Annotated in this window: 20 protein-coding genes; 8 read left to right on the forward strand and 12 right to left on the reverse strand. The window is 73.8% G+C overall.

The genetic code is table 11. The annotated features are described in order from the left end of the window. Positions 1-154 precede the first annotated feature (154 nt). A complete protein-coding gene (locus tag OG906_RS12230) occupies positions 155-1579 on the reverse strand; it encodes a glycosyltransferase family 39 protein (RefSeq protein WP_329442456.1) in 1425 nt (474 codons plus the stop codon). Positions 1580-1620: 41 nt separating this feature from the next. Between OG906_RS12230 and OG906_RS12235 the strand changes: the two genes are divergently transcribed. The 5 genes from OG906_RS12235 to OG906_RS12255 all read left to right on the forward strand — a co-directional run bounded on the left by OG906_RS12235 (position 1621) and on the right by OG906_RS12255 (position 9095). Beyond that, positions 1621-2223 (forward strand): hypothetical protein, encoded by a 603-nt coding sequence (locus OG906_RS12235; RefSeq protein ID WP_329442458.1) that lies wholly within the window; start codon positions 1621-1623, stop codon positions 2221-2223. A 126-nt stretch (positions 2224-2349) separates the two neighbouring features. Further along, positions 2350-3039, forward strand: a complete 690-nt coding sequence (locus OG906_RS12240; RefSeq protein ID WP_329442459.1) for a spermidine synthase — start codon at positions 2350-2352, stop codon at positions 3037-3039. Positions 3040-3099: 60 nt separating this feature from the next. Then, positions 3100-3840 carry a response regulator transcription factor gene (locus OG906_RS12245; RefSeq protein WP_329442461.1) on the forward strand — a complete coding sequence of 247 codons (741 nt, stop codon included), beginning with the start codon at positions 3100-3102 and terminating at the stop codon, positions 3838-3840. Next, positions 3837-4913, forward strand: coding sequence for a HAMP domain-containing sensor histidine kinase (locus OG906_RS12250; protein WP_267797129.1), 1077 nt, complete (start codon positions 3837-3839; stop codon positions 4911-4913). Before OG906_RS12245 ends, OG906_RS12250 begins: the two co-directional genes overlap by 4 nt. Before the next feature lie 258 nt (positions 4914-5171). Then, positions 5172-9095 carry a multifunctional oxoglutarate decarboxylase/oxoglutarate dehydrogenase thiamine pyrophosphate-binding subunit/dihydrolipoyllysine-residue succinyltransferase subunit gene (locus tag OG906_RS12255; RefSeq protein WP_329442463.1) on the forward strand — a complete coding sequence of 1308 codons (3924 nt, stop codon included), beginning with the start codon at positions 5172-5174 and terminating at the stop codon, positions 9093-9095. Positions 9096-9221: 126 nt separating this feature from the next. Here OG906_RS12255 and fxsT read toward each other — a convergent pair whose 3' ends face one another. The 7 genes from fxsT to OG906_RS12290 form a co-directional block, all read right to left on the reverse strand. Then, positions 9222-12224, reverse strand: coding sequence for an FxSxx-COOH system tetratricopeptide repeat protein (gene fxsT, locus OG906_RS12260; RefSeq protein WP_329442465.1), 3003 nt, complete (start codon positions 12222-12224; stop codon positions 9222-9224). A 63-nt stretch (positions 12225-12287) separates the two neighbouring features. After that, on the reverse strand, positions 12288-13553 hold the full coding sequence (locus tag OG906_RS12265; protein ID WP_329442467.1) for an HEXXH motif domain-containing protein: 1266 nt from the start codon (positions 13551-13553) through the stop codon (positions 12288-12290). Beyond that, positions 13550-14815 (reverse strand): FxsB family cyclophane-forming radical SAM/SPASM peptide maturase, encoded by a 1266-nt coding sequence (locus tag OG906_RS12270; RefSeq protein WP_329442469.1) that lies wholly within the window; start codon positions 14813-14815, stop codon positions 13550-13552. Before OG906_RS12270 ends, OG906_RS12265 begins: the two co-directional genes overlap by 4 nt. 130 nt (positions 14816-14945) lie before the next feature. Beyond that, positions 14946-15140, reverse strand: a complete 195-nt coding sequence (gene fxsA / locus OG906_RS12275; RefSeq protein WP_267797124.1) for an FxSxx-COOH cyclophane-containing RiPP peptide — start codon at positions 15138-15140, stop codon at positions 14946-14948. 109 nt (positions 15141-15249) lie between these two features. Further along, positions 15250-18411 (reverse strand): SAV_2336 N-terminal domain-related protein, encoded by a 3162-nt coding sequence (locus tag OG906_RS12280; protein WP_329442472.1) that lies wholly within the window; start codon positions 18409-18411, stop codon positions 15250-15252. Positions 18412-18416: 5 nt separating this feature from the next. Beyond that, positions 18417-19427 (reverse strand): AAA family ATPase, encoded by a 1011-nt coding sequence (locus tag OG906_RS12285; protein ID WP_329442474.1) that lies wholly within the window; start codon positions 19425-19427, stop codon positions 18417-18419. A gap of 130 nt (positions 19428-19557) precedes the next feature. Beyond that, a complete protein-coding gene (locus tag OG906_RS12290; RefSeq protein WP_329442475.1) occupies positions 19558-21666 on the reverse strand; it encodes a VMAP-C domain-containing protein in 2109 nt (702 codons plus the stop codon). A 131-nt stretch (positions 21667-21797) separates the two neighbouring features. On the opposite strand from OG906_RS12290, the gene OG906_RS12295 reads away from it, so the two are divergent. Next, the gene (locus tag OG906_RS12295) at positions 21798-21983 is read left to right on the forward strand and encodes a DUF6104 family protein (protein WP_030190019.1); all 186 of its coding nucleotides are present in this window, start codon (positions 21798-21800) and stop codon (positions 21981-21983) included. Positions 21984-22093: 110 nt separating this feature from the next. Here OG906_RS12295 and sodN read toward each other — a convergent pair whose 3' ends face one another. Further along, positions 22094-22489: a superoxide dismutase, Ni gene (gene sodN / locus OG906_RS12300; protein ID WP_030036761.1), complete on the reverse strand. Its 396-nt coding sequence runs from the start codon at positions 22487-22489 to the stop codon at positions 22094-22096. 171 nt (positions 22490-22660) lie between these two features. On the opposite strand from sodN, the gene sodX reads away from it, so the two are divergent. Then, positions 22661-23089 carry a nickel-type superoxide dismutase maturation protease gene (gene sodX / locus OG906_RS12305; RefSeq protein ID WP_267797120.1) on the forward strand — a complete coding sequence of 143 codons (429 nt, stop codon included), beginning with the start codon at positions 22661-22663 and terminating at the stop codon, positions 23087-23089. Here sodX and OG906_RS12310 read toward each other — a convergent pair. Further along, on the reverse strand, positions 22993-23622 hold the full coding sequence (locus tag OG906_RS12310) for a CGNR zinc finger domain-containing protein (protein ID WP_267797119.1): 630 nt from the start codon (positions 23620-23622) through the stop codon (positions 22993-22995). The genes sodX and OG906_RS12310 overlap by 97 nt on opposite strands. Before the next feature lie 82 nt (positions 23623-23704). On the opposite strand from OG906_RS12310, the gene OG906_RS12315 reads away from it, so the two are divergent. Beyond that, complete coding sequence (locus tag OG906_RS12315) at positions 23705-24475, forward strand: class I SAM-dependent methyltransferase (RefSeq protein ID WP_329442478.1); 771 nt, start codon at positions 23705-23707, stop codon at positions 24473-24475. Between the two features lie 82 nt (positions 24476-24557). Here the strand turns inward: OG906_RS12315 and OG906_RS12320 are convergent, their stop codons facing one another. After that, positions 24558-25310 carry an amino acid ABC transporter ATP-binding protein gene (locus OG906_RS12320; RefSeq protein WP_267797166.1) on the reverse strand — a complete coding sequence of 251 codons (753 nt, stop codon included), beginning with the start codon at positions 25308-25310 and terminating at the stop codon, positions 24558-24560. An 11-nt stretch (positions 25311-25321) separates the two neighbouring features. Next, a complete protein-coding gene (locus tag OG906_RS12325; protein ID WP_266969831.1) occupies positions 25322-26269 on the reverse strand; it encodes an amino acid ABC transporter permease in 948 nt (315 codons plus the stop codon). Positions 26270-26291 lie beyond the last annotated feature (22 nt).

A 26291-nucleotide genomic window follows, 5' to 3' on the forward strand; every position in this document is an offset into this window, starting at 1 on the left:
TCCGACAGCGTGGTCCACGGGCCGCGGCGGTCCGGCCCGCCTCCCATCCAACCACCCGCCCCGACACACCTCTTGGGCCGCCGCCCGCACCGACCCCGCCACGAGCCCCACGCCGGTCACGGCCCCGGTCCCGATCCCGGTCCCGGCCCCGGTCTCAGTCCCGGTCGCAGCCGCCGGCCGCGCCCCGGGCCGCGTAGACCACGATCCGCGCGCCCCGCACCCGCGTCTGCGAGCACGGCACGAACCCGGCGGTCAACGCCTCCCGCTTCGCGACCTCCGCCGGGTACGGGTCCAGGGGTTGTCCCTCCGGGTCCAGCAGGGCCACCACCCGGGGGGCCGCGGCCAACCGCGCCCGGATCCGAGCCGGGTCGGCCTCCGTGCCCCACAGGCTCCGCGAGGCGGTCGGGGAGCGGTCCAGGGCGAGGTCGCGCAGGGGCGCGTACACGGCGGGCGAGGACAGCAGCCACTCGCGGCGCCGGGACGGCATGAACAGCACGGCGTCCCCGGGCCGCGCCCGTTCCCGGACGGCGGCCGCCACCGCGAGCACGTCGTCCTTGCGGCTCTCCGGGGTCCGCAGCCACACCGACCACCAGCCGAACGGCGCGAGCAGCGCGGCCGTCAACACCCACGGCCAGAGCCCGCGCGCGGCCGCGAGCCGGGCGCCGACGAGCAGGGCGAGCCCGGCCAGCGCGTAGAGGACGTACCGGTCGACGTACCAGGGGTGTGCGAGCGAGACGAGCAGCAGCAGTCCGGGCGGCAGCAGCGCGAGCGGTACGGCGACCCGGACGAGTTCCCGGGGCACCGACGTCCCCCGGGCGAGCAGTGCCACCGCGAGCACGAGCACCCCGTACGCCGCCCAGTCCTGCCCACTCGGCCGCCCGAGCCAGCCCAACTGTCGCTCGGCCTGCGCCGCGCTGACCCAGGCCAGCGGCAGCAGCGCGACCACGACGACGGCGGCGCTCCACCGCCAACCGCGCGAGCGCCGGGCGACGAAGCCGTGCGCGAGCAGGGCCAGTACGGCGAACTCGTGCAGCCAGCAGCCGAGCAGCAGCACCACCGTGTACGCCGCCCACCGCCCGCACAGCATCAGGTGGGTGGCCCACACCACGGCGCAGGCGACGAGAGCGTACGAGCGCCCCTCCTGCGCGTACATCTGCACGGGCGGCAAGACGGCGTAGGCGGTCCCGGCCCACAGGGCGGCCCGCTCCCCCGCCGGCCGGTGGGCCACCGCGGCCACCCCGGCGGCGGCCAGGGCGGTGGCGGCGACGGACGGCAGGCGCAGCGCCCACAGGCCGCCGTCCCACAGGGCGAACACGCCGTGCATGAGCAGGTAGTGGAGCCCGTGCACGGCGTCGACCTGCCCGAGCAGCGTCCACAGGTCGCCCAGGGGGCGGTGCGCCACTTGGACGGTGACGGATTCGTCGCGCCACATGCTGCCGCCGGCCGGACCGCGTTCCAGGGACCAGAGCCCCAGGGCGACGGCGACGAGCGGGGGCACCCACCGCCAGAGGGCCGTGCGGCTGATGTCGCGGCTGATGTCGACCTCCGGGTGCTTCCGCGGGACGGGTGCGGACTCCATACTCGGGGTCCGGGTCGGCCGAATTCCCGCGGGGGTGTGGCGTGCGCACAGGGCGAGCGGGACGGGCGACGGCGGCGACGGGCGCGGTACTCGGGGCGGTGCTGGCCGCCTTGCTGCTCGGCGGGTGCGGCGCCGACGGGGAGCCGGCCGCCCCTCGCACGAAGACCGCGACGGCCGACGGTTCGTCACCCGGGACCCCTTCCGCCCCGCCCGCCGGCACCCCGAGCGCACCCGCCCCCGGGGACCCGACCACCCCGGGTCCCGGTCCCACCGCGACGGCGCCGCCCTCCTCACCCCGCGCCACCTCCCCGAGCACGACCCTGGTCCGGGTCACCCGCAGCGGCGGCTTCGCCGGGCGCACCGGCACCCTGGTGATCGGCGAGGACGGGTCCTGGGCCCGGCTGGACGGGCGGGCGGACGAGGTCGGCCGCGGGAAGCTGACCGCGCCTCAACTCGGCACGCTGCGGGCGGCGCTCCGGGAGGCGGACTTCGCCCGGCTGCCCCGGACGTCGAAGAGCGGGACCGTGTTCGACGGGTTCACCTACGCCTTCGCGTACGGGGGCTTCGAGGTGGCCACCGGCGACGGCTCGGTGCCGATGGCCCTGACGCGGGTGTTGGACGCGCTGCCCCCGTTCGAGGACTGAGGGCCCGGCCGCGGACGCGCCCGCGACGCGGACCGGAAGGCGGGCCCGTACCCGGAACGAGCGGCACGGGGGCTTCGTTGTGTCCGGCGACGAGGAGTGGCCGAGCGGCCACGGGAAGGAAGACCGATGACCGCCCCCGCACCGGAACCCGTCACCGTCGACCGCCGCGAAGGACCGTACGGGGAGGTGGTGTTGCGCCGGCGCGGGGAGACCCACGAGATCATCGCCAACGGCTGTTTCCTCATGGACACTTCGGACGGCCGCTCCGAACGCCTGCTGATCGACGCGGCGTTCGGCGCCCTGGACCCGGCCCCGGCGGCCCCGTCCGTGCTCGTCGGCGGTCTCGGCGTCGGCTTCTCCCTCGCCCACGCGGCCTCCCAGCCGCACTGGGGTCGGATCGTCGTCGCCGAGCGCGAGGAGGCGATCATCGACTGGCACCGCGGCGGGCCGCTGGCCCCGCTCTCGGCCGCCGCCCTCGCCGACCCCCGGGTCCGCGTCCTGCACGCCGATCTCGTCGCCTACCTCCACGCCACGGACGACCGGTACGACGCCCTCTGCCTGGACATCGACAACGGGCCGGACTGGACCGTGACCGACGACAACCGCGGCCTGTACTCCCCCGCGGGCCTCGCCGCCTGCCGGGCCCGCCTCACCGCCGGCGGGGTGCTCGCCGTCTGGTCCGCGCGACCCTCCGCGGCCTTCGAGCAGGCACTGCGGAATGCCGGATTCGAGTCGGTACGGACGGAAGAAGTGCGAGTCGCCCGAGGTGTCCCGGACGTCGTCCACCTGGCCCGGGGCCCGGTCGGCCCCACATAGCCGCAGGCCTGCGCCTCCTCTACGCTGCACCCCATCACGCGGGTTCTTCAGGGGCGGGACATGGAACAGACACACACCACCCACAACGGCGCCGCGGCCACCCCAGGCGCCCAGCGGCGCGTGCTCGTGGTCGAGGACGACCGCACCATCGCCGACGCCGTCGCGGCCCGGCTGCGCGCCGAGGGCTTCCAGGTCCAGGCCGCCCACGACGGCCCTGCCGCCGTCTCGGCGGCCGAGAGCTGGCTGCCCGAGCTGCTGGTGCTGGACGTCATGCTGCCCGGCTTCGACGGGCTGGAGGTCTGCCGTCGGGTGCAGGCACAGCGTCCGGTGCCGGTGCTGATGCTCACCGCCCGGGACGACGAGACCGACATGCTCGTCGGCCTCGGGGTCGGGGCCGACGACTACATGACGAAGCCGTTCTCGATGCGCGAGCTGGCCGCACGGGTCCACGTACTGCTGAGACGGGTGGAGCGGGCCACACTGGCCGCGACGGCCCCGCGCGGGGCCACCCTGCGCCTGGGCGATCTGGAGATCGACCACGCGCAGCGCCGGGTCCGCGTGCACACCGAGGACGTGCACCTGACACCGACCGAGTTCGATCTGCTGGTGTGCCTGGCCGGCACGCCGCGGGCGGTCCTCTCGCGGGAGCAGTTGCTGGCGGAGGTGTGGGACTGGGCCGACGCGTCCGGGACCCGTACCGTCGACAGCCACATCAAGGCGCTGCGCCGGAAGATCGGCGCGGAACGGATCCGCACGGTCCACGGCGTCGGGTACGCCCTGGAGACCCCGGCCCAGCCGTGAGCCAGCGGCAGCCGGGCGGGCTGCGACCCTTCTCGCCGTTCTCGATCAAGACGAAGCTGGGCACGCTCGTCGTGGTGTCGGTCTTCATCACCACGGGCCTGCTGCTGGTGGCCCTGCGCACGGACACCGAGCTGCGGTTCATCACGGTGTTCTCGGTGATCGCCTCGATGCTGATCACCCAGTTCGTGGCGCACGGTCTGACGGCGCCGCTCGACGACATGACCACGGTGGCCCGGGCGATCTCCCACGGGGACTACACCCGCCGGGTCCGCGAGGCGGGGCGCCGCGACGAGCTGGGCGACCTGGCCGCGACGATCAACCTGATGGCGGACGACCTGGAGGCGGTGGACCGGCACCGCAAGGAGCTGGTCGCCAACGTCTCCCACGAGCTGCGCACGCCGATCGCGGCCCTGCGGGCGGTGCTGGAGAACGTGGTCGACGGGGTGTCGGCCGCCGACCCGGAGACCATGCGGACGGCGCTGAAGCAGACCGAGCGGCTGGGCCGGCTGGTGGAGACCCTGCTGGACCTGTCCCGGGTGGACAACGGCGTGGTCCCGCTGCGGGCGCGCCGGTTCGAGGTGTGGCCGTACCTGTCGGGGGTGCTCAAGGAGTCCGGGCTGGCGGCCGCCGGGCGGCCGGGGCTGACCTCCGGTTCGGGCGGGCACACCCGCAACGACGTCCACCTCCACCTGGACGTGTTCCCTTTCGAACTGACGGCGTACGCCGACGCGGAACGGCTCCACCAGGTGGTGGCGAACCTGATCGACAACGCGGTCAAGCACAGCCCCCCGCACGGCCGGGTCACGGTCCGGGCCCGGGCCGGCGACGCGCCCGGGAGCCTGGACCTGGAGGTGCGGGACGAGGGTCCCGGGATCCCCGAATCCGAGTGGCACCGGGTCTTCGAGCGGTTCAACCGGGGGAATTCCGGTGGCGGCGACGGGGGCACCGGACTGGGCCTGGCGATCGCCCGCTGGGCCGTCGGCCTGCACGGGGGCCAGATCGGAGTGGCCGAATCGTCACGCGGCTGCCGCATCCTCGTCACGCTTCCGGGCAGCTCCCAGGCATCGCGTTGACGTAGGGTTCGAGTGGGAAGGACATGATCTCGGCCACACGCGCCGGGGTCCGTCAGGGGTGCGAAGCCAAGGGGGCCGCAACCACGGTGTCCCCTACCCGAACCACGCTTGTTTCCCGCCATTCCAAGCGGCGAAACACGCCTTTCGATGTGACCTGCGCGACGTAAGTCCCGCCCGGCCTGCATCGGACGCCGGGGGAGGCGTAGCCTTTATTCCCGCTGTCCATACCTTGTGAAGCGGAAGAGGGCGGTTGCCGCCGTGTCGCCACAGTCCCCCAGTAACTCGAGCACCACGACCGAAGCAGCAGAGGGCGGGAAGACCCCTGCCTCAGGCTTCGGTGCCAATGAGTGGCTCGTCGACGAGATCTATCAGCAGTACCTCCAGGACCCGAACTCGGTCGACCGGGCCTGGTGGGACTTCTTCGCCGACTACAAGGCCGGGGGCGCAGCAGCCCCCGCCAAGCCCGACGGTCCCGAGAAGTCCCCGACGACGAAGGATGGCGCCTCCGCACAGGCCGCCAGCCCCGCCGCCCAGGCCCCGCAGGCCCCCGTCGCGGCCGCCACGGGGGCGGCGAGCGCCGGTGCGAGCACCGGTGCCGCGGGAGCGGCTGACGCCGCGCCCTCGCCCTCGGCCGCGACCCCGCCTGTGTCAGCTCCTGCCCCTGCTCCTGCCACCCCCTCTGGTGCCCCTGCTGTGACTGTCACCTCCCAGGCCCAGGCCGCCGCACCGGCCGCGCCCTCCGCTCAGGCTCCGGCTGCCGCCGCGCCCGCTCCCGCAGCTCCCAAGGCCGCGCCCGCCACCGAGGCCCCCTCGGGCCCCGAACTGGTGACGCTCCGCGGCCCCGCCGCTGCCGTGGCGAAGAACATGAACGCCTCCCTCGACGTCCCGACGGCCACCTCCGTCCGCGCCGTCCCGGTGAAGCTGCTGTTCGACAACCGCATCGTCATCAACAACCACCTCAAGCGCGCCCGGGGCGGGAAGATCTCCTTCACGCACCTCATCGGCTACGCGATGGTGCAGGCGATCAAGGCCATGCCGGCCATGAACTACTCCTTCGCGGAGAAGGACGGCAAGCCGACCCTGGTCAAGCCGGAGCACATCAACTTCGGTCTCGCGATCGACCTGGTGAAGCCGAACGGCGACCGCCAGCTCGTCGTCGCCGGCATCAAGAAGGCCGAGACCCTCAACTTCTTCGAGTTCTGGCAGGCCTACGAGGACATCGTCCGGCGCGCCCGCGTCGGCAAGCTGACGATGGACGACTTCACGGGCGTCACGGTCTCGCTGACCAACCCCGGCGGCCTGGGCACCGTGCACTCCGTGCCCCGCCTGATGCCCGGACAGTCGGTCATCATGGGCGTCGGCTCCATGGACTACCCCGCCGAGTTCCAGGGCACCTCGCAGGACACCCTGAACAAGCTGGGCATCTCCAAGGTCATGACCCTGACCTCGACCTACGACCACCGGGTCATCCAGGGCGCGGCCTCCGGCGAGTTCCTGCGCATCGTCGCGAACCTGCTGCTGGGCGAGAGCGGCTTCTACGACGACGTCTTCGAGGCGCTGCGCATCCCGTACGAGCCGGTCCGCTGGCTCCGGGACATCGACGCCTCGCATGACGACGACGTCACGAAGGCCGCCCGCGTCTTCGAGCTGATCCACTCCTACCGGGTCCGCGGCCACGTCATGGCCGACACCGACCCGCTGGAGTACAAGCAGCGCAAGCACCCCGACCTCGACATCACCGAGCACGGCCTCACCCTGTGGGACCTGGAGCGCGAGTTCGCGGTCGGCGGCTTCTCCGGCAAGTCGATGATGAAGCTCCGCGACATCCTCGGCGTGCTGCGCGACTCGTACTGCCGCACCACCGGCGTCGAGTTCATGCACATCCAGGACCCGAAGCAGCGCCGCTGGATCCAGGACCGCATCGAGCGCCCGCACTCCAAGCCGGAGCGCGAGGAGCAGCTGCGGATCCTGCGCCGGCTGAACGCGGCGGAGGCCTTCGAGACCTTCCTGCAGACGAAGTACGTCGGTCAGAAGCGGTTCTCCCTGGAGGGCGGCGAGTCCGTCATCCCGCTGCTCGACGCCGTCATCGACTCGGCCGCCGAGGCCCGCCTCGAAGAGGTCGTCATCGGCATGGCCCACCGCGGCCGGCTGAACGTCCTGGCCAACATCGTCGGCAAGTCGTACGCGCAGATCTTCCGCGAGTTCGAGGGCAACCTCGACCCGAAGTCGATGCACGGCTCCGGCGACGTCAAGTACCACCTGGGTGCCGAGGGCACCTTCACGGGCCTGGACGGCGAGCAGATCAAGGTCTCGCTCGTCGCGAACCCCTCCCACCTGGAGGCCGTGGACCCGGTCCTGGAGGGTGTCGCCCGCGCCAAGCAGGACGTCATCAACAAGGGCGGCACGGACTTCACGGTCCTGCCGCTGGCCCTGCACGGCGACGCGGCCTTCGCCGGCCAGGGTGTGGTCGCCGAGACGCTGAACATGTCGCAGCTGCGCGGCTACCGCACCGGCGGCACCGTGCACGTGGTCATCAACAACCAGGTCGGCTTCACCGCCGCCCCGGAGTCCTCGCGTTCCTCGATGTACGCGACCGACGTGGCCCGCATGATCGAGGCGCCGATCTTCCACGTGAACGGCGACGACCCGGAGGCCGTGGTCCGCATCGCGCGGCTCGCCTTCGAGTTCCGTCAGGCGTTCAACAAGGACGTGGTCATCGACCTCATCTGCTACCGCCGTCGCGGCCACAACGAGTCCGACAACCCGGCGTTCACCCAGCCGCTGATGTACGACCTGATCGACAAGAAGCGCTCGGTGCGCAAGCTCTACACCGAGTCCCTCATCGGTCGCGGCGACATCACCCTGGAAGAGGCCGAGCAGGCGCTCCAGGACTTCCAGGGCCAGCTGGAGAAGGTCTTCGCGGAGGTCCGCGAGGCCGCCACGCAGCCCGCGGCCGCCCCGCAGGTCCCGGCGCCCACCGCCAACTTCCCGGTCCCGGTGAACACCGCGGTCTCGCAGGAGGTCGTGAAGCGGATCGCCGAGGCCCAGGTCAACATCCCCGACACGGTCACCGTGCACCCCCGTCTGCTGCCGCAGCTCCAGCGCCGCGCGGCGATGATCGACGAGGGCACGATCGACTGGGGCATGGGCGAGACCCTGGCCTTCGGTTCGCTGCTGATGGAGGGCACCCCGGTCCGGCTGTCCGGCCAGGACTCGCGCCGCGGCACCTTCGGTCAGCGTCACGCGGTCCTCATCGACCGGGAGACCGGCGAGGACTACACCCCGCTGCTGTACCTGTCGGACGACCAGGCCCGCTACAACGTCTACGACTCGCTGCTCTCCGAGTACGCGGCCATGGGCTTCGAGTACGGCTACTCGCTGGCCCGTCCGGACGCGCTGGTCCTCTGGGAGGCCCAGTTCGGTGACTTCGTCAACGGCGCGCAGACCGTCGTCGACGAGTTCATCTCCTCGGCCGAGCAGAAGTGGGGCCAGACGTCCGGCGTCACGCTGCTGCTGCCGCACGGCTACGAGGGCCAGGGCCCGGACCACTCGTCCGCGCGTCCCGAGCGCTTCCTCCAGATGTGCGCGCAGGACAACATGACGGTCGCGATGCCGACCCTGCCGTCGAACTACTTCCACCTGCTGCGCTGGCAGGTCCACAACCCGCACCACAAGCCGCTCATCGTCTTCACCCCGAAGTCGATGCTGCGTCTGAAGGCGGCGGCGTCGAAGGCGGAGGAGTTCACCAACGGTTCGTTCCGTCCGGTCATCGGGGACTCCACCGTGGACCCGAACGCGGTCCGCAAGGTCGTCTTCTGCGCCGGCAAGGTCTACTACGACCTGGAGGCCGAGCGGGAGAAGCGCGGCATCACGGACACCGCGATCCTGCGCATCGAGCGTCTGTACCCGCTGCCGGGTGCGGAGCTCCAGGCGGAGATCGCCAAGTTCCCGAACGCGGCCAAGTACATCTGGGCGCAGGAGGAGCCGGCGAACCAGGGTGCGTGGCCGTTCATCGCGCTGAACCTGATCGACCACCTCGACCTGGCGGTCGGCGCCGACATCCCGGCGGGCGAGCGGCTGCGGCGCGTGTCGCGTCCGCACGGTTCGTCCCCGGCCGTGGGTTCCGCCAAGCGTCACCAGGCGGAGCAGCAGCTGCTGCTGAACGAGGTCTTCGAGGCCTGATCGCCGCACCGGCTCGCACCGTGAAGGCCCGGACCCCCAAGGGGGTCCGGGCCTTCCGGCGTTTCCGGCCGCGGCTGCCGCCGGGGTCCACGGCTGAGGTCTACGGCCGGGGTCTACGGCTGGGGTCTACGGCTGGGGTTCGAAGTCCCAGTAGGGCCGGGTCTGTTGGCGCGCGGACACGGTGTGGACGTGCTGCGGGCCGAGGGTGCGCATCAGCGCCCGCAGCCCGGCGTCCTCGTGCTTCGAGGCCTCCACGTCCTCCCGGACGGCCCGCAGGTCGGCGGCGAGGGCGATCTCCGCGCTCAGCGTCATCGGGTGGTCGGGCCCCAGCACCTGTTCGGCGGTCCGCAGGGTCTCCCGGCTGAGGTCCACGGCGTCCTCCAGCCGTCCGGTGATGTTGCGGTGTCCGGTGGCGTTCAGGGCGCAGCCCAGCGTCCAGGGGTGCCGGCCGCCGAGTGCGCCCCGCATGCCGACCAGGGCCTGTTCGGCGAGGTTGAGGGCCTCCTCCCGTTCGCCCTGGGCGCGCAGGACCAGGCCGAGGTTGCCCACGGTGCCGATGCTGTACGGGTGGGCCAGGCCCAGTTGGGACTGGTAGCCGCGCACGACCTCCTCGGAGATCCGGCGGGCCTCGCCGACGTCGCCGTACTCGCGCAGGTAGGTGGCGTAGTCGGAGGCGACCATCAGGGTCCAGGGGAACTCGGCGCCGAACACCCGCGTCGAGCGTTCCAGGACGCCGCGCAGGCGGGCGCCGGCGCCGGGGATGTCGCCGGCGCGGCGCAGGCACATGCCGAGGTTGTGTTCGGCGCGCAGGGTCTGCGGGTGGTTGGGGCCGAGTACCTGGGCGTTGAGTTTGAGCCCCTGTTCCTGACGGGCCTGTGCCTCGCGGTAGCGGCCCATGAGCCGCAGGCCCATGGCGCAGCCGATGCCCGAGGAGAGGGTGGCGATGTGCCGTACCCGCAGGACCCGTTCGCGGCGGCGCAGGGTGTCGAGGTCGGTGTCGTACGCCTCCTGGTAGCGGCCGAGGAGGCGCAGGGCGACGGCGACGTTGTTCTGGGCGTTGAGGGTGGTGGAGTCGTCCTCGCCGAGCAGTTCGCGGTAGGTGGTGAAGGCGTGTTCCAGCAGCAGGCGGGCCTGTTCGAACTTGGCGGTGCCGAGCAGCACTCCCGCGTACGTGCTGGTCGCGCGCAGGGTCTCCAGGTCGCGGTCGCCGCGTTCCTCGACGAGCCGGTCCGCGACCGACTTGGCGAGGACCTCGGCCCGGCGGAAGTGGCCGAGCATGCGCAGGGCGCCGCCGTGGTGGTAGCTGAGTTCGCGGACCTGGTCGTGGTCCTCGCCGAGCATGGACCGCCAGGCGCCGTCGGTCTCCTCGGCGAGCCGCAGGCAGGTGCGGTACTCCCCGGCGAGGATCAGGTAGCGCAGGCAGTGCAGCAGGAAGTTCTGGATGCGGGGGTTCGTGCTGGTCAGGACGCCGGCCGTCTCCAGGTGCGGGATGAGTTCGGCGTACCGGGGCCAGAGTCGGGAGTCGGTGGGCCGGCCCGGGTCGGCGGCGGCGAGGACCTGGCGGACGGCGCGGGAGAGCTGCTCGGCCTCCTCCTCGCCGAGGTCGTCGCGGACGATGTTGTGGACCATGCGGTGCAGTTGGACGGTCTCCAGGCCGCCGCCGCCCTCCTCGACGGACAGGTCGGAGTACTCCAGGCGGACGACGGAGAACTGCACGAGCTTGTTGAGGGCGGCGTTCCAGCGGATCTGGTCGTTGATCAGGCCGGCGAGGTGCTCGGGGACGTCGGCGGCGGGGAACTCGCGCAGCAGGCGCAGCGGGACGCGGCCGGGCGCGAAGAAGACGAACAGGCGCAGCAGCGCGAGGGCGTCGGGGAAGTTCTCCCGGACGTTGTTGAGCAGTATCGCGAGCGCCGTGGGGAAGGGCAGCGGGTAGTCGTCGGAGAGGGTGACGGCCTCGTGGGTGTCCAGCCGGCGCCGGAGCAGGGTGAGGTACTCGCCGACGCCGAGCGGCGAGTCGGCGAGCCAGCCCGCGGTCTGGTCGAGGGCCAGCGGGTAGTCCTCCAGCGCTTCCGCGAGCTGGTCGGCCTCGTCCCCGGAGAGCCGGCGGGCCCGCCGGCGGATGAAGGTGACGGACTCGGGCCGGGCGTAGAGCGGGACCTCGACGAGGCTCGTGTGGCGGGCGGCCCACTCGCGGTTGCGGGAGGTGATGATGACGTCGCCGGCGCCGGACGGCAGCAGGTCGATGAGGTCGTCGGGGTGGTCGCAGCCGTCGAAGACGAGCAGCCAGCGGTGGTAGGGGGTGCCGCGGCGCAGCGCCTCCAGCACGGCCCGGATCTGCTCGCCGTAACTGCCCGCGCCGCGCGGCAGGTCGAGGGCGGGCGCCAGGTCGGCGAGGCGTTCGCGCAGGGTGGGCCGGTCCTCGGCGGGGACCCACCACACCACGTCGTACTCGGAGGCGAAGCGGTAGGCGTACTCGGTGGCCACCTGGGTCTTGCCGACGCCGGAGAGCCCCAGCAGGGTGACGGTGGACGCGCCGGGGGGTGCCTCGGTGAGGGCGGCCCGCAGGGCGCCGATGACGTCGTTGCGGCCGGTGAAGCGGGGGTTGCGGCGCGGGACGCGGCCCCAGACCTCCGGGGGGTCGTTGGGAAAGCGGGGGCCGCGGCGGCCGCTCTCGGTGCCGATCCGGTCGGTGGGCAGCTCCAGTCGGCGCAGGACGCGGTACTCGGCCTCGTACGCGTCCAGGCCCCACAGGTCGGTCTTCTCCAGGGCGGCGACGGCGCTGGGCAGCGGGGAGTCGGTGAGGCAGACGGCGGCGAACCGGTCGGGGTGGGCGCCGGTGACGGTGCGCAGGGCGGCGTTCCACTCCTCGTCGGTGTGGGTGCCCGCGGAGAAGTAGCGCTCGCTGAGGACGACCAGGATCCGGCCGCCGGAGCGGGCCAGGTCTTCCAGGGCCTCGGTGAGGCCGGGGCTCGTCTGCGGGTCCCAGCGTTGCAGGGCCACGCGGTGGCCGTGCTCCTCCAGGCGGTGGGCGATCCACACGGCCCAGGGGCGGTTGAACCCCGCGAAGCTGATGACGAAGCGTTGCGGCTGCGGGGCTCCGTCGCGGTCGTGGCGCGTACCGGTCGTCATGCGGCCGTCTCCCTGGAATCCGGGCGGTGGACGGGTTTGAAAGGTACCGCAGCGGACGGTTCGTCAGCCCTCGGCGAATGCGGTGAGTTCGGGGTGGTTCTCGCACCAGGCGCGGCGTTCGCGCTCCAGGGTCCGGCGGGCCGTGGCGTACTGGTTTCCGGGCGGTGGCAGTTCGTCCATCGCGCGTTCGGCGGCGGCCATGCCGTCGGTGAACTCCCTTCCGGTGGCGGTCAGTCGGGGATGTCCGCGCAGTGCGGGCAGCACGGCGGCCACCTGGGCGCGGATCCGGGCGTGTTGGGCCCAGGCGCCCCGCGCCCCGTACAGGGCGGCGCGCTGCCAGTAGCCGGCCAGGGCCAGGTGGGCGTACGCGCCGTGCAGCAGCCCGTCCAGGGGGCGCGGGTCGCTGCGCCAGGGCGCCCAGTGGCAGGGGGTGCGGTCGGCGGTGTGCAGGGTCAGGACGTCCGCGAGGGCGGTCAGCTTCCCGTGCTGGACCTCGTGGACGAGGGTGGCGGCGAGGGCGGGCGGGGGCTGCGTGCGGGCGAGCACGGAGCCCGCGGCGGCGGGCAGGGTGGCGCCGCTGGAGCGGGAGCCGCCGGCCAGCGGGACGACGGAGCGCAGGAGGCGGCCCACCTCGTCGGCGCGGGCGGCGTCGTAGCGGCGCAACAGGGTGAGCGCGCCGGACCACTGGGTGTCCCAGCGCTTGTGCCCCTTGGGGGTGAGCCGTCGGGCGGGGCGCACGGGGGCCGGGGGGGCCGAGGGCGCCCGGTACGGGTCGAGGTCGTCGAGGGTGGTCCGGCCGCCGGGCAGCCCGTGCAGGGGCACGGCGTCCACGGCGGTCTCCCAGGAGCGCTCGGTGACGGCGAGGGGGCCGGGACGATCGGGCCGCAGCAGACCGAGGGTGGGCAGCACGAGCCGGCCGTGCACGGGGCGCAGGGTGGTCTTGAAGGTGATGCCGGAGCGCAGCGCGGCGGCGGCGGCGAGCGCCCCGAGCCGGCCGAGGTCGGGCGCGGGTCCGTCGGGGTCGTGGAGCCGGCGCAGGGTCTCCTCGGCCCAGACCCCGGTGGCGGGGTAGTGCAGTACGTCGCGCACCGCGTCGGGGTCGTGCCGCTCGGCCTCCTCCAGCAGCGCCCAGTGCTCGGCGGTCTCGGGGCCGGGTGCGGCGTCGAGGACGGCGCGCAGCAGGAGCAGTCGTTTCGACCTGCGGACGTCGCGGACCAGGCGGGTGCCCTCGGCGGAGGGTTCGGTGGAGGCGAGGGCGCGCAGGGTGTGGGAGTCGACGGTGAACGGGGCGAGGCCGGTGCCCGCCGGGGGTTCGGGGTCCTCGCTCATGAGGCGGCCCGTCCCGCGGTGGCGGTGTGCAGCGCCCGGGCGATGTGCCGGATGAGGACCTGGAGGTCCGCGCAGTAGACGGAGGGCCGGCGGAAGCCCTCGCCGGCCCGGTAGCGGTGCGGGTAGTGGCCGCCGCCGCACACCTCGACGAGTTCGCAGGCGCGGCAGCCCGGCGCGAGCGCGTCCCGTCCGAGTTGGCGGGCGGCGAACCCGGGATGGTCGAGGAGTTCGTCGAAGCTGTGTCGGTCGACGTGGAGTCCGGTGGCGGCGGCGCCCTCGTAGGCCGACTTCAGGGAGTCGGCCTGTTCGATGGCGCCGTCCGTCTCGATCACGGCGGTGCTCGCGGGCGCGAGCCCGAGGGTCTCGGTGGCCTCGGGCAGGCCGAGGAGTAGGGCGATGATCTCCTCGAAGATCCGGACGCGGGTCCGTCGTGCCCCGTCGTGCCACCAGCGTTCGAAGACGGCGAGCAGCCAGTCGGCGTACGGGGTGGTGTGCGGGGCGTGTCCCGGCGGCGGGTCGTTCCAGTTGGCCAGGGGCAGCAGCAGGCCGAGGGTGGGCGGCGCGAAGCCGAGCAGCGAGGAGTACACCTCCAGCGGGTCCTGCGTGACGTCGACGACGCACAGCACCCCGGCGTAGCTCTCCGGGTGTCGGGCGAGCAGCCGCAGCCCCCGGGCGGCGGCGGCGAAGCCGGGGCGGCCGGCGTGGTCCACCCGGCGGGCGTTGTGCGCGGGCAGTCCGCCGTCGAGGCTGACGCCGACGCGGATGCCGGCGGCGGCGAGCGCGGCGAGCCGGCCGCGGGTGAGCAGGGTGCCGTTGGTCTGCACGGTCGCGGTGACCCGCACGCGGGAGCCGGTGGCGGCCCGGACGGCCTCGACGGGGGCGGCCAGTTCCTCGGGGGCGCCGAGCAGGGGTTCGCCGCCGTGCAGGACGAGGTCGACGCGGGTCAGGTCGTGGGCGGCGGCGTGCTCGGCGATCCGTTCGGCGGCGCGGTGGGCGGTCGCGGGCGTCATGAGCGCGGGGCGGCCGCGCCAGCTCTGATCGGCCATCTCGTAGACGTAGCAGTACGTGCAGGCGAGGTTGCAGCGGCTGTGCGTCTTGAGCACGAACTGCCGGATGGGGTGCGGGCGGTGGCCCGCGGCGCGCAGGGCGGGCACGTCGAGCCGGGTGTAGGGCCACGGCGCGTGGTGCGCGTGACCTGCGGGGACGTCGCGGGGCGGCCGTTGCGCGGGCAGCGCGCCCTCGCCGGTGATCGCTCGCCTCATCGCCTGTGCCTCCCTCCCCCGGCTACCGCTGGGGGGACCCCCGGGACGGTCCATCCCTGCCCCCCGGACGGCCTGCACTAACGGCGGAAAGTGGTCAACTCCCTTCGTATACGGCGGTGGTGGGTTCGTGTCAGGTGACCCCCGAGTCGAAGGCGTTCAGGATCTCGGCGGGGTGGGTGACCCGCTCGACCATGCCCTTCATCACCTCGGCCAGCACCGGATGCTCGATCTCCCGCAACGCGGTCAGATCCAGTCCGGACAGGTCCGGTAACCGCCCGGGACACCTCCGGACACCGGTCGTCGTCTCCTGCCGTCCCGTCACCATCTCCGGTCCGCCCCCCTGTCGTGTCCCGGGCCGGACGCTCGCCGGCCCTCTTCCCCGCGCCGCCCACCGGGGCAGGTCCGGTCCGCTCGCGCCGGCGCGCGGGGCGCGGTCACAGGCCGGCCTCCAGGACACGGATCCGTGCCCGCAGGCGCTCGGTCCGCCGCTCGGCGTCCCCGCCCCCGAGTCCCTGCCACAGCTCCACCGCGGAGCGGTACGCGTCGAGCGCCGCGCGCGGCCGGGCCAGCCGTTCCAGCACCTCCCCCCGCAGCTCCTGCGCCCGTACCGCCAGCCGGAGCGCCGCCTCCCGGTCGGGCCCCGGCTCCGTCTCCGACGCCTCGCGCCAGGCCCGGCGGTAGGAGTCCGCCGCCCGGTCGAGCCGGTCGACGGCCCGGGTGTGCCCGTGGATCTCCCGCTGGACGTCACCGTGCTCGCGCCAGGCCCCGGCCCGCTCCAGCGGGCCCCGGCCGTGCCGGGCCGCCAGTTCCAGCAGGTACTCCGCCTCGCGCAGGTCCACCACGTCGCCCTCGTAGGCGTGCCGCAGCCGCAGGCCCGCCGCGAGGCGCCGCAGCCGGTGCCCGGCGCGGGGGTCGGACTGGGGCACGGCGGCCCGGCTCTCGCGCAGCACCCGTACGGCCGTCGACGCGAACCGGTGCGCGTCGGCGTCGGGCGCCCGTGCCCGGTCCAGGAGCACGTCACCCCACTCGGGCAGCAGTTCGCCGAAGGCGTCCCCGTCCCGGGGGATCAGCCGGCGGGCCCGTCCGTACGCCTCGGCCGCGTCCTCCAGCGCCCGCGGGTCCGCGTCCCGCGCGTACCGCGCCCGGTGCACGCGGGCCAGGCACACCAGCGCGGCCACCCGCGCGCCGGCCTCGCCGGTCTCGGTCAGCGCGGTGGCCAGTTCCCCGGAGGCCTCCTCCAGCCGTCCGGGCAGGTGGCTCAGGGCCGCGGCGCGCTCGACGCGAACCCGGGCGCGTGCCTCCGGTTCGACCCGCGGGTCGGCGGTGAGCCGCCCGGCGGCCGCCTCGGCCAGCTCCGCGCGCTCCGTCGGGTCGGGGGTGTGGGGCAGCAGGGCCAGCAGGACCCGACCGAGTTCCCGGCCCCGGCGCGCCTCCGCCTCCCCCGCGTCGCCGGCGTCGTCCGGGTCGGCGAGCGCCTCCAGCGCGGCCCGTGCCTCGCGCAGCGCCCACGGGTCGTGGCGCAGTTCGCCGAGCCGGACCAGGCTGCGGGCGCGGCGCACGGCGCAGTCCAGGCGCAGCGCCCGATCGGCTCCCGGCGCGGCCCCGGCCGCCGCGAACTCCCGGTCCGCCGCCTCCAGCAGTGCGCCGTCGGGGAGCCCGCCGTCCGGCGCGACGCCGGCGAGCGCCCGTTCGTACAGCACGCGGCCCCGCAGGGCGCGGGCCCGGGCGTCGGACTGTCCCTCGACGGCCCGCTCGGCCTCCGCGAGCAGTTCCGGGTCCCGCTGGAGGGCCCACAACCGCAGGAGGGCGCCGGCCAGTTCGGCCTCGGCCTCGCCCGGCGGGTCGTCGGGCCCGGCCGGGGCGGCCACGGCCCGGCGCAGCAGGGTGACGGTCTCGTACAGCCCGCGCTGCCCTCCGTCGAGCGGCCGGGCCAGGGCGGTGCGCAGCGCCCGCTCCCGCGCGTCGGCGGCGGGCGTCGCGGGCGGCGGCGGGGCCTCGGCCGTGTCGGGCGGCGGGCCGGGCAGGTAGCGCCGTACGACCTTCGCCGACACCTGGGCGAAGGCCTGCGGGAGCCGGCCGGCGGGCATCCGCTCCTCGGCGGAGTCCATCGGCGCGCCGGTGAGCTGGGAGACGGCCAGCGCGGGGAAGTTGCGCACGCCCCGCCCGAAGTGGGCCAGGACGTACTCCGAGCAGTGCTTGAGGACCAGGGCGGCCTCGTCCCGCCCGAGCGGCCCCAGCAGCACGTCCCGCACGCCCGGCACGAACGCGTACCAGCCGCTGTCGGGCCCCCGCCGCAACAGCCCGCTCAGCAGCACCTCGGCGAGGTCGGAGGGCTCCGAGTCGGGGAGCATCGTGCGCTGTACGAGCCGCATCACGGGCAGGGTGAGCGGCGCCGCGGCGAGGTAGACGGCGAGCTGCACGGCCCCGGGGGACGCCGACGAGCGGAAGCGGCTCACCAGTTCGCGCGGCGGCCGCGCGGCCCGGGGCGGCGGCGCGGGGGCCGCCGGGTGGTCGGCGAGGACCCGTCCGACCTCGGCGGGCACGGGCCCGGTGCCGAGGCCGGCGACGAGCCGGGCCCAGGCGCCCAGGGCGTGGGCGTGGGGCGGCAGGACGGGCACGGTCAGCCCGCCGGTGGGGCGGCCGGGCCGGGGCGGCCGTTCCGGGCGGAACCGCAGCCGGCGCCCGCGGCCGTCGACCCGGGACAGCTCCCCGCGCTCGGTGGGCAGCCAGCTGCGGCCCCACAGCCGCTGGGGCAGCGGCTGTACGACGACGCAGGGGGCGCACTCGGCCCACCGGTACAGGAGCCGCTGCGCCTCGCCCTCGCGCCAGACCGGTCCGGCACAGTCGGAGACCACCATGGTCAGGGTCCGCCCGGTGGGGTCCCGCAGTTGTTCCCCGGACCGCAGTGCGCCTCCCGGCGAGGGGCCGCGTCCGATGAGCGCCGTTCCGTCGCCGAGCCGGTGCAGGTAGTGGACCTGTACGTCCCGGAAGGCGCCCAGCCGCTCGCACACGGAGCGCAGTTCGTCGAAGAGGTCCTGCCAGACCGCCATCGACGGGGAGGCGTCCATGACCAGCCGGACGGTGGCCTCGCGCCGGCTGTCGGACCGCAGCACGGGGATGAGCAGCCCGAGCGCGCGGGCGCTGGCCTCCGCGGTGGCCGCCTCGTCGAGCACGGTACGGGTGGGCGGCGCGGCGGGCCGGCGCCGTTGCAGGGCGCGCAGGGCCCGCTGGACGTCCATGATCCGGGGCAGCGCGGTCGCGCCGGGCACCCGTACGGGCAGCCCCGCCGGGGCCTCGACCTCGACCTCGGCGCCGGGGAACCGGCGCCCGGCGGGATACAGGGTGACCGGGTCCTCGGGGTCGGTGTCCTCCCGCGCGGGCTCCGGCGCCCGGGGCGGCCGCCTCGACTCGGCCCGCGCCGGCGTCCGCGGCCGGCGGACCCGCGCGGGCCGGGCGCCGGGCTCCCCCGGTGGTCCTGCGGTCAGCCCGGCCAGCCACAGGGCGTCGGCCAGTTCCTCGGCGGACGGGTCGAGGCCGGCGGCCCGCAACAGGGCGGCCAGTTCCCGGATGGGCTCGACGGGGAACGCGGGGGGCACGGGGGTCACCTCGGCCGGTCGAGGCGCTGGATGAGCAGGTCGGCGAGGTCCTCCCGGGTGGGCGGGGCCGCGTGGTGGGTGAGGTAGATGGCGTTGAGGAGTTGGTCGGCCGCCACGAGTTCGGTCTGCGAGCGACTGAGGAACTCCCGGATCAGGTCGGCGCCCAGCCGGGCGGCCTCCTCGCCCAGGTGGGCGCGGACCATGGTGGCGAGCCGTTTCTCCCCGGGCTGTCCGAGCTTGAGCTGGATGCAGCGGCGCAGCAGGGCGGCGGGGAAGTCCCGTTCGCCGTTGCTGGTCAGGATGATGAAGGGGAAGGCCCGGCAGCGGACCCGGCCGTCCCGCACGGCCACCTTGGCGCCGTCGTCGGTGAGCACCCGCACCTCGGGTTCGGTGTCCGCGACCCGTTCCAGCTCGGGCAGCGTGAACTCGCCCTCCTCCAGCACGTTCAGCAGGTCGTTGGGCAGGTCGATGTCGCTCTTGTCGATCTCGTCGATGAGCAGCACGCGGGGGCGTTCCGTGGGCAGCAGCGCCGTCCCGAGCGGTCCGAGGCGGATGTACTTCCCGATCCCGGGCGAGCCGCCGGGGTTCCCGCCGCCGGCCGCGATCTGTACGTCCTGGAGCCGGGCGATGGCGTCGTAGCGGTACAGGCCCTCCTGGAGCACGGTCCGTGAGACCACGGGCCAGCGCAGGACGCGGCCGAGCCTCAGTTCGTGCGCGACGGCGTGCGCGAGCGTGGACTTGCCCGTTCCGGGGAAGCCGGTGACGAGCAGCGGCCGGCGCAGGTACAGCGCGGCGTTGACCGCCTCCAGTTCCTCGGGCTCCGGCCGGTGCATCTCCGCCGCCTGTCGGTGTGCGCCGAGCCGGCGGGCCACGTTCGCGTCAGCCGCCGCGCCGGGGCCGCCGGCCTCCAGGGCGGGGCCGCCGTCGAAGTCCCGCCAGGGGGGCGGGTCGGGCAGCGCGTCGATGCCGTCGTGGGGTTCACCGACGCCCCGGTAGATCAGCCATTCCTCGTTCACGTCCGCTCCTCCCGTGCCGTGCGCAGCGTTCCCGTGCCGTCGGGGGGCGTCTCCCGGCGCCGCCCCGGGTCCCCCGTACGCCGTGCCGGCCACCGCCGCGGCCGACGCGGGCGCCCCGCCGCGGGGGGCGTCACAGGTCCCCCTGGAGCGGCTCGTCCTGCGGCAGCGCCCGTCCCGGGTCCTCCCACACCAGCGTCATCCCGGCGGCCCAGTAGGCGTCGGGGTCCGCCCCGTGGGCGCGGCTCCGCAGGGCCTTCAGCCGCAGCGGCAGCACCGCCGCCCGGCCTGCCTCGGCGAGTTCCTCGCGCAGCCCGCGGTGGAACGGCGCGCACGACTGCCCCGGGTCGGCCGGTGGCCGCCGGCACACGAGCACCCCGTACCCCGCGTCCCGGACCGCGTGCAGCGCCCCGAGGGTGGGCTCGGCGGCCGCGTCCCGGCACAGCACCGGGACGGTGTTGTCGACCAGGCCCGCCAACCAGGCCGGTGAGGGGCTGCGTTGACGGCCGCGGAAGCAGTCGGCGCGCCGCCCCTGGAGCGGGCCCTCCTGGACGCGCGCCCACCGTCCGCCCGGTCCCTCCGCGCCGGCGTCGCGCTCCGCACCGTCGCCCGGGTGGCGGAACACCACCGGCCGCTGGACGCCCACCGGGATCCCGCCCGCCACCGGCCACTCGTCTACCGCCAGCCCGAACAGCTCGGGGGCGACGGCCACTTCGAGGAGCGCGGCCGCCTCGTGCGTGTCGCACCGCCGGAACCCCTCGGCGAGCGCCGCCCGCGAGGCCGCCGGCAGGCGGGCCGGGCTCACGCGGGTGCCGGAGTCCAGCGGGGTGACCCGCTGCGGCCCCGTGAGCACCGAGACCCGCCAGTCGTAGACCTCTTCCCAGCTGTGCGCCCACACCTCCAGCAGGACCGAGGGACCCGCCGGCAGGCCGCCGGCCGCCCGGGCCCTTCCCGGGGCCGTCTGCCCGGCCCGGGCGCGCCGGCGCAGTTCCCGGTCCGCGAGGCCCCGGTCGCGGCGTTCGCCGAGTTCGCGCCGCAGGGGTCGCCACAGCCGTTCCGCGGTCGTGCGCACCCAGTCCCACAGTTCCTCGTCGGCGCCCGGGGAGGGCGGTTCGCGGTGGTCGGCGACGCTGACGTCGGTCGCGTACCGCAGCATCGCGGCGGCCTCCCCGCCGGCGCCCGGCGGGTCGTGCAGCAGTCCGAGGCCGTCGCGCCAGCTGAGCGGGGCGGGCAGCCCGGTGTCGGGTTCCTCGCCGCGGGCGGCCTCGGCGAGCGACCGGACCGCCTCCGAGGAGCCGGGGGGCGGCAGTTCGGCGAGCAGCCCGCACAGGGTGGTGCGCTCGGCGGGGGTGAGGCGGGTGAGCCGGCCCCGGCCGCCGTAGGGGTCCTGTTCGTCGCCCGGGAGTTCGTCGTGGACGTCGGTCCAGGTGCGGCGGCTGTTGAGATCGCTGAGGTGTTGGTCGTAGTGGTAGAGGTCGTGGGCCTGCATGACCCTGCGGTACAGGCCGATCTGTCCGGTGGCGGCCATGGGCAGGGTGCGCAGTTGGGCCACGGACACGGCGAGGCCGCCGCCGCCGGCGTGCCGCCGGGCCTTGATCACCCCGATGACCTCGCCGCGCGCCAGGTCCACGACGGGGCCGCCGGACATGCCGGGTTCGATCTCGTCCTCGTCGCCGAGCCGGATCGCCGCGCCGCCCCCGGCGGTGCCGCGCAGTCGTGTCGTACGGCCGGTGATCTCGCGCATCCCGAGGTCCTCGGTGCAGCCGAAGTACGCGGCCTCGTCGATGCGGGGTCGGGCCCGGTCGGTCAGCCACACGCAGGCGTGCGAGACGGGGGCGAGGACCCGGATCAGGGCCAGGTCCGGGAGGTCCCACAGGGCGCCCCGGCCGGGGCGGCGCTCCTCCAGGCGGTCCGGGAGCACGCATTCGACCCGCCCCGCGACCGTCCCGGTGACCGCGGCCGCGCCCGGAAGCCCCGCGGCGGCGCCGCCGGAGAAGAAGGAGATGCCGACCTCGCGTCCGACCAGGCGCACCGCAGCACCCCCTTCGCCGATCACGTGCGCGCACGTCAGGACCCAGCCGGGGGCGATGAAGAAGCCGCTCCCCCACGTGGGACCGGACCAGTGGCTGCCGGGGAGTGCATACCCGTCCGGGGCCGCGTGCACGCGTACGGTGGCCGCCCGGACGAGGGGCTCCAGGAGCTCGAAGGCGCGCGCGGCGCCGCCCGTGCGCCCGTCCTGCATCCCCCGCCCCCTCAGGTCGTGACCATCCAGGCTAGCGGCGGCCCGGGGAGGGCGGGAGGCCTGGCCGCGAGCCGGGATTATCCTGGCGGGAAACACCCCACGCCCACTTTCATCACGGCACGGAGCCCGACTTGTACTTCACCGATCGCGGCATCGAGGAGCTGGAGAAGCGGCGCGGCGAGGAGGAGGTCACTTTCGAGTGGCTCGCCGAGCAGCTCCGCACCTTCGTCGACCTGAACCCGGACTTCGAGGTCCCGGTGGAGCGGCTGGCCACCTGGCTGGCGCGTCTCGACGACGAGGACGAGGACGAGGAATAGCAGGTGCCGGGCGGTCCCCCGCGGACTTCCCGGCGTCCCTCGCGTCCCCACGACGAAGGGGCCCGACCGTTTCCGGTCGGGCCCCTTCGTCGTGGGGACGCGGGCCTGGATCAGGCGGCCTTGGTCTCCCAGAAGATGCGGTCGATCTCGGCGATCAGGTCGAGCGCCTTCTGACCGGTCGCCGGGTCGTTCGACGCCTTGGCGGCCGAGAGGGCCTTCAGGGTGTCGTTGACCAGGGTGTGGAGCTGCGGGTACTTCTCGAAGTGCGGCGGCTTGAAGTAGTCGCTCCACAGCACCGAGACGTGGTGCTTGGCCAGCTCGGCGCGCTGCTCCTTGATGGTGATCGCGCGGGCGCGGAAGTCCGCGTCGTCGTTGGCCTGGTACTTCTCCTGGACGGCCTTGACCGACTCGGCCTCGATACGGGCCTGGGCCGGGTCGTACACGCCGCAGGGCAGGTCACAGTGGGCGGAGACCTTCGCCTTGGGGGCGAAGAGGCGGGAAAGCATGGAGTTTGTCCTCCTCGTGATCGTCTTCTCAAGGGGGAGATTACTCGCTGACCGACCGGAATTCGCGGGCGCCCCTGCGGGCTTAGGACAAAAGTCCAGCGTCGACGCGCCCGCGGTGAGCGAATGTACGGACCCATGCGGCAGCATGCGGAGGGGACGAGGAGGTCGCTCATGGTGGAGGACAAGCGCGCCTGGAAGCGCTTGGGCGTGCTGGACGTGTACGGGCCGTCGATGGTCCCGACGCTGGTCCACGGGGATCAGGTGGTCGTCCGGTACGGGGCGCCCGTGCGTCCGGGGAACGTGGTCGTCCTGCGGCACCCGTTCCAGCAGGACCTGCTGGTGGTCAAGCGCGCGGTGGAGCGGCGGCCGGGCGGCTGGTGGGTGCTCGGGGACAACCCGTTCAACGAGACCGGCGACAGCACCGACTACGGGACGGTGCCCGCGGAGCTGGTGCTGGCGACGGCGTTGGTGCGGTTGCGGCCCAGGCCGGCGGGGCCGGGGGCTCAGCGTTCGCTGAGGACCTGGCTGTCCTGGGCGGCGTCGGCGGTGCGGCCGCTGCGTGCGGACTCGTCCGCCTCCAGGCGCTTGCGGGCCCGGTAGGCGGCCACGTTCGCGCGGGTGGCACAGCGGTCGGAGCAGTAGCGGCGGGACCGGTTGGTGGAGGTGTCGAGGTAGGCGTTGCGGCAGGGCGCCGCCTGACACAGGCCCAGGCGCTCCGGGCCGTGCGCGGTGAGGTGGAAGGCGAGCCCGAAGGAGGCCATGGCCGCGTAGCCGGCAGAGGCGTTCGAGGGGTGCTCGGCGAGGTGGATGTGCCAGTCGGGGCGGCCGTCGTCGTCGAGGGTCTCGTGCCCGGAGACCTGGGGGCTGACGGGGAACTCCATGAGCAGGGAGTTCAGCAGGTCGACGGCGAGCACGTGGTCGCCGCCGTCGGCGGCCTCGAAGACGGAGCGCAGCCGGCCGCGGACGTTGCGGAAGCGGGTGACGTCGGTGTCGGTGACCCGGCGGGCCATCTGGGTGCTGGCCCCGAAGAGCGCGCGGACGGCGTCCACCGAGGTGAGCGAGTCCTTGTTGCGGGCCGGCTCCTCGGTGTTGACCAGGCGCACGGCGTAGTCCGAGTAATGGGCCAGTTCCACTTGTAGTCCTTACGGCTGCGGATTAAGGTCTGCGGTAACAGCTACTACAGGTTCGAGGGTATTACGCATGGAGGGGTTCGGGATGACCGAAGCGTCGAATCCGGTGACCGTCGGGGACTGGCAGGCCTGGCAGCACAGCTGGGACCGTCAGCAGGAGTGGTACATGCCCGACCGCGAGGAGCGGTTCCGGGTGATGCTGGACATGGTCGAGGCACTGGTGGGACCCGCTCCCCGGGTACTGGATCTCGCGTGCGGTACGGGAAGTATCACGGACCGCGTGCTCAAGAGGTTCCCGGAGGCCCGCAGTACGGGCGTGGACCTGGACCCGGCCCTGCTGACGATCGCCCGCGGCCACTTCGAGGGCGACCCCCGGGTCACCTTCGTGACCGCGGACCTCAAGGACCCGGACTGGACCGCGGCCCTGCCGCACGACACCTACGACGCGGTGCTCACCGCCACCGCCCTGCACTGGCTGCACAGCCCGCGGCTCACGGTGCTCTACGGGCAGCTCGCCCCGCTCGTGCGCGAGGGCGGGGTCTTCATGAACGCCGACCACATGCCCGACCCGACGACCCCGCGGCTCAACGCCGCCGACCGTGCGCAGCGGCACGCCGGCATGGATCGGGCCCGGGCGGCCGGCGCCGTCGACTGGGCCGACTGGTGGGCGCTGGCCGCGGCCGACCCGCTGCTCGCCGAGCCGACGAAGCGCCGCTACGAGATCTTCGGCGAGCACGCCGACGGGGACACCCCGGACGACGCCTGGCACGCCCGTACCCTGCGCGAGGCCGGTTTCGCGGAGGCCCGCACGGTCTGGCGCTCCCCCTCGGACGCGCTGGTCCTCGGCCTGAGGTAGGCCCCGCACCCGGGCGGCCGGTCCGGGAACGACGGGAGGGGCGGTACGGAAACCCGTACCGCCCCTCCCGTGCGTCGATCGGTCACAGCACCTTGGACAGGAACGCCTTCGTCCGGTCGTGCTGCGGGTTGCCCAGGACCTCGCGCGGGTGGCCGGACTCGACCACCACGCCGCCGTCCATGAAGACGAGGTTGTCGCCGACCTCGCGGGCGAAGCCCATCTCGTGGGTGACCACGATCATGGTCATGCCGGACTCGGCGAGGTCGCGCATGACGTCGAGGACGTCACCGACCAGCTCCGGGTCGAGCGCGGAGGTGGGCTCGTCGAAGAGCATCAGCTTCGGCTCCATGGCCAGCGCGCGGGCGATCGCCACGCGCTGCTGCTGACCGCCGGAGAGCTGCGAGGGGTAGTTCCCGCCCTTGTCGCCGAGGCCGACGCGGTCGAGGAGCTTGACGGCGCGCGCCCGCGCCACCGCCCGGCTCTCGCCCTTGACCATGACCGGGGCTTCCATGACGTTCTCGATGGCCGTCATGTGGGGGAACAGGTTGAAGCGCTGGAAGACCATGCCGATGTCCCGGCGCTGGGCCGCGACCTCGCTGTCCTTCAGCTCGTAGAGCTTGCCCGCCTTCTCGCGGTACCCGACGAGCTGCCCGTCGACCGAGAGCCGGCCGGCGTTGATGCGCTCCAGGTGGTTGATGCACCGCAGGAAGGTGGACTTGCCGGAGCCGGACGGACCGACCAGGCAGAAGACCTCACGGGGGGCGACCTCCAGGTCGATGCCCCGGAGGATGTGGGCGGGGCCGTACGACTTGTGGACGGCCTCGGCCTTGACCATCGGCTGGGCGGTCACTTCGCCACCTCCGTACGGCGGAACATGTTCAGGTTGGCCTTGATCCGCTGCAGCGGGGTGGGCGGCAGGGACCGCAGCGAGCCGCGGGCGTAGCGACGCTCCAGGTAGTACTGGCCGACGCTGAACACGCTGGTGAGCGCCAGGTACCAGATGGAGGCCACGAAGTACATCTCGATGATGGCGCCGGCGGTGGAACCGATGTTGCTGGTGGCCCGCAGGAGTTCGGTGTACTGGACCGCCGAGACCAGCGACGAGGTCTTCAGCATGTTGATGAACTCGTTGCCCGTCGGCGGGATGATCACCCGCATCGCCTGGGGCAGCACCACGCGGCGCATGGTCTGCACCTGCGTCATGCCCAGGGCGTGCGAGGCCTCGCTCTGCCCCTCGTCCACGGACTGGATGCCGGCGCGCACGATCTCCGCCATGTAGGCGCCCTCGTTCAGGCCGAGGCCCAGGAGGGCGACCAGGAACGGGGTCATGACGTCGACGGTCTCGTTCTTGTAGATCGGACCGAGGTCGATGTACTGGAAGATCAGCGGCAGGCTGAACCACACCAGCAGCTGGACGTAGACCGGGGTGCCGCGGAAGAACCAGATGTAGAGCCAGGCGACGGCACTGGTCACCGGGTTGTTCGACAGCCGCATCACCGCGAAGAGGATGCCGAGCACCAGACCCAGCAGCATCGAGGTGACGCTGATGAGGATGGTGTTGCCGAGGCCGGTGATGACCGTGGGGTCGAACAGCTTGTCGCCGACGGTGCCCCAGTTGACATTGCCGTTGGCGAAAGCGAGAACCAGCCAGCCCAGCACCGCGACGACGACCACGGCACTGATCCAGCGTCCGTAGTGTCGGACGGGAATCGCCTTGATGGCCTCGTACGGGGTGGCCGAGGGGCCGGGTCCGGCCGGGGTTGCGGCCGGACCCTTGTCGATCTTGTCAGTCACAATGACTGCCCTTCAGTGGAGC

This window comes from Streptomyces sp. NBC_01426 (assembly GCF_036231985.1).
Taxonomy (GTDB): Bacteria; Actinomycetota; Actinomycetes; order Streptomycetales; family Streptomycetaceae; genus Streptomyces.

Bases quoted from the DNA above. Each gene is read 5' to 3' on its own strand.
- OG906_RS12230 (WP_329442456.1), bottom strand. From the start codon at position 1,579: ATGGAGTCCGCACCCGTCCCGCGGAAGCACCCGGAGGTCGACATCAGC.
- OG906_RS12240 (WP_329442459.1), top strand. From the start codon at position 2,350: ATGACCGCCCCCGCACCGGAACCCGTCACCGTCGACCGCCGCGAAGGA.
- OG906_RS12245 (WP_329442461.1), top strand. From the start codon at position 3,100: ATGGAACAGACACACACCACCCACAACGGCGCCGCGGCCACCCCAGGC.
- fxsT (WP_329442465.1), bottom strand. From the start codon at position 12,224: ATGACGACCGGTACGCGCCACGACCGCGACGGAGCCCCGCAGCCGCAA.
- OG906_RS12265 (WP_329442467.1), bottom strand. From the start codon at position 13,553: ATGAGCGAGGACCCCGAACCCCCGGCGGGCACCGGCCTCGCCCCGTTC.
- OG906_RS12270 (WP_329442469.1), bottom strand. From the start codon at position 14,815: ATGAGGCGAGCGATCACCGGCGAGGGCGCGCTGCCCGCGCAACGGCCG.
- fxsA (WP_267797124.1), bottom strand. From the start codon at position 15,140: ATGGTGACGGGACGGCAGGAGACGACGACCGGTGTCCGGAGGTGTCCC.
- OG906_RS12290 (WP_329442475.1), bottom strand. From the start codon at position 21,666: ATGCAGGACGGGCGCACGGGCGGCGCCGCGCGCGCCTTCGAGCTCCTG.
- sodN (WP_030036761.1), bottom strand. From the start codon at position 22,489: ATGCTTTCCCGCCTCTTCGCCCCCAAGGCGAAGGTCTCCGCCCACTGT.
- sodX (WP_267797120.1), top strand. From the start codon at position 22,661: ATGGTGGAGGACAAGCGCGCCTGGAAGCGCTTGGGCGTGCTGGACGTG.
- OG906_RS12315 (WP_329442478.1), top strand. From the start codon at position 23,705: ATGACCGAAGCGTCGAATCCGGTGACCGTCGGGGACTGGCAGGCCTGG.
- OG906_RS12320 (WP_267797166.1), bottom strand. From the start codon at position 25,310: ATGGTCAAGGCCGAGGCCGTCCACAAGTCGTACGGCCCCGCCCACATC.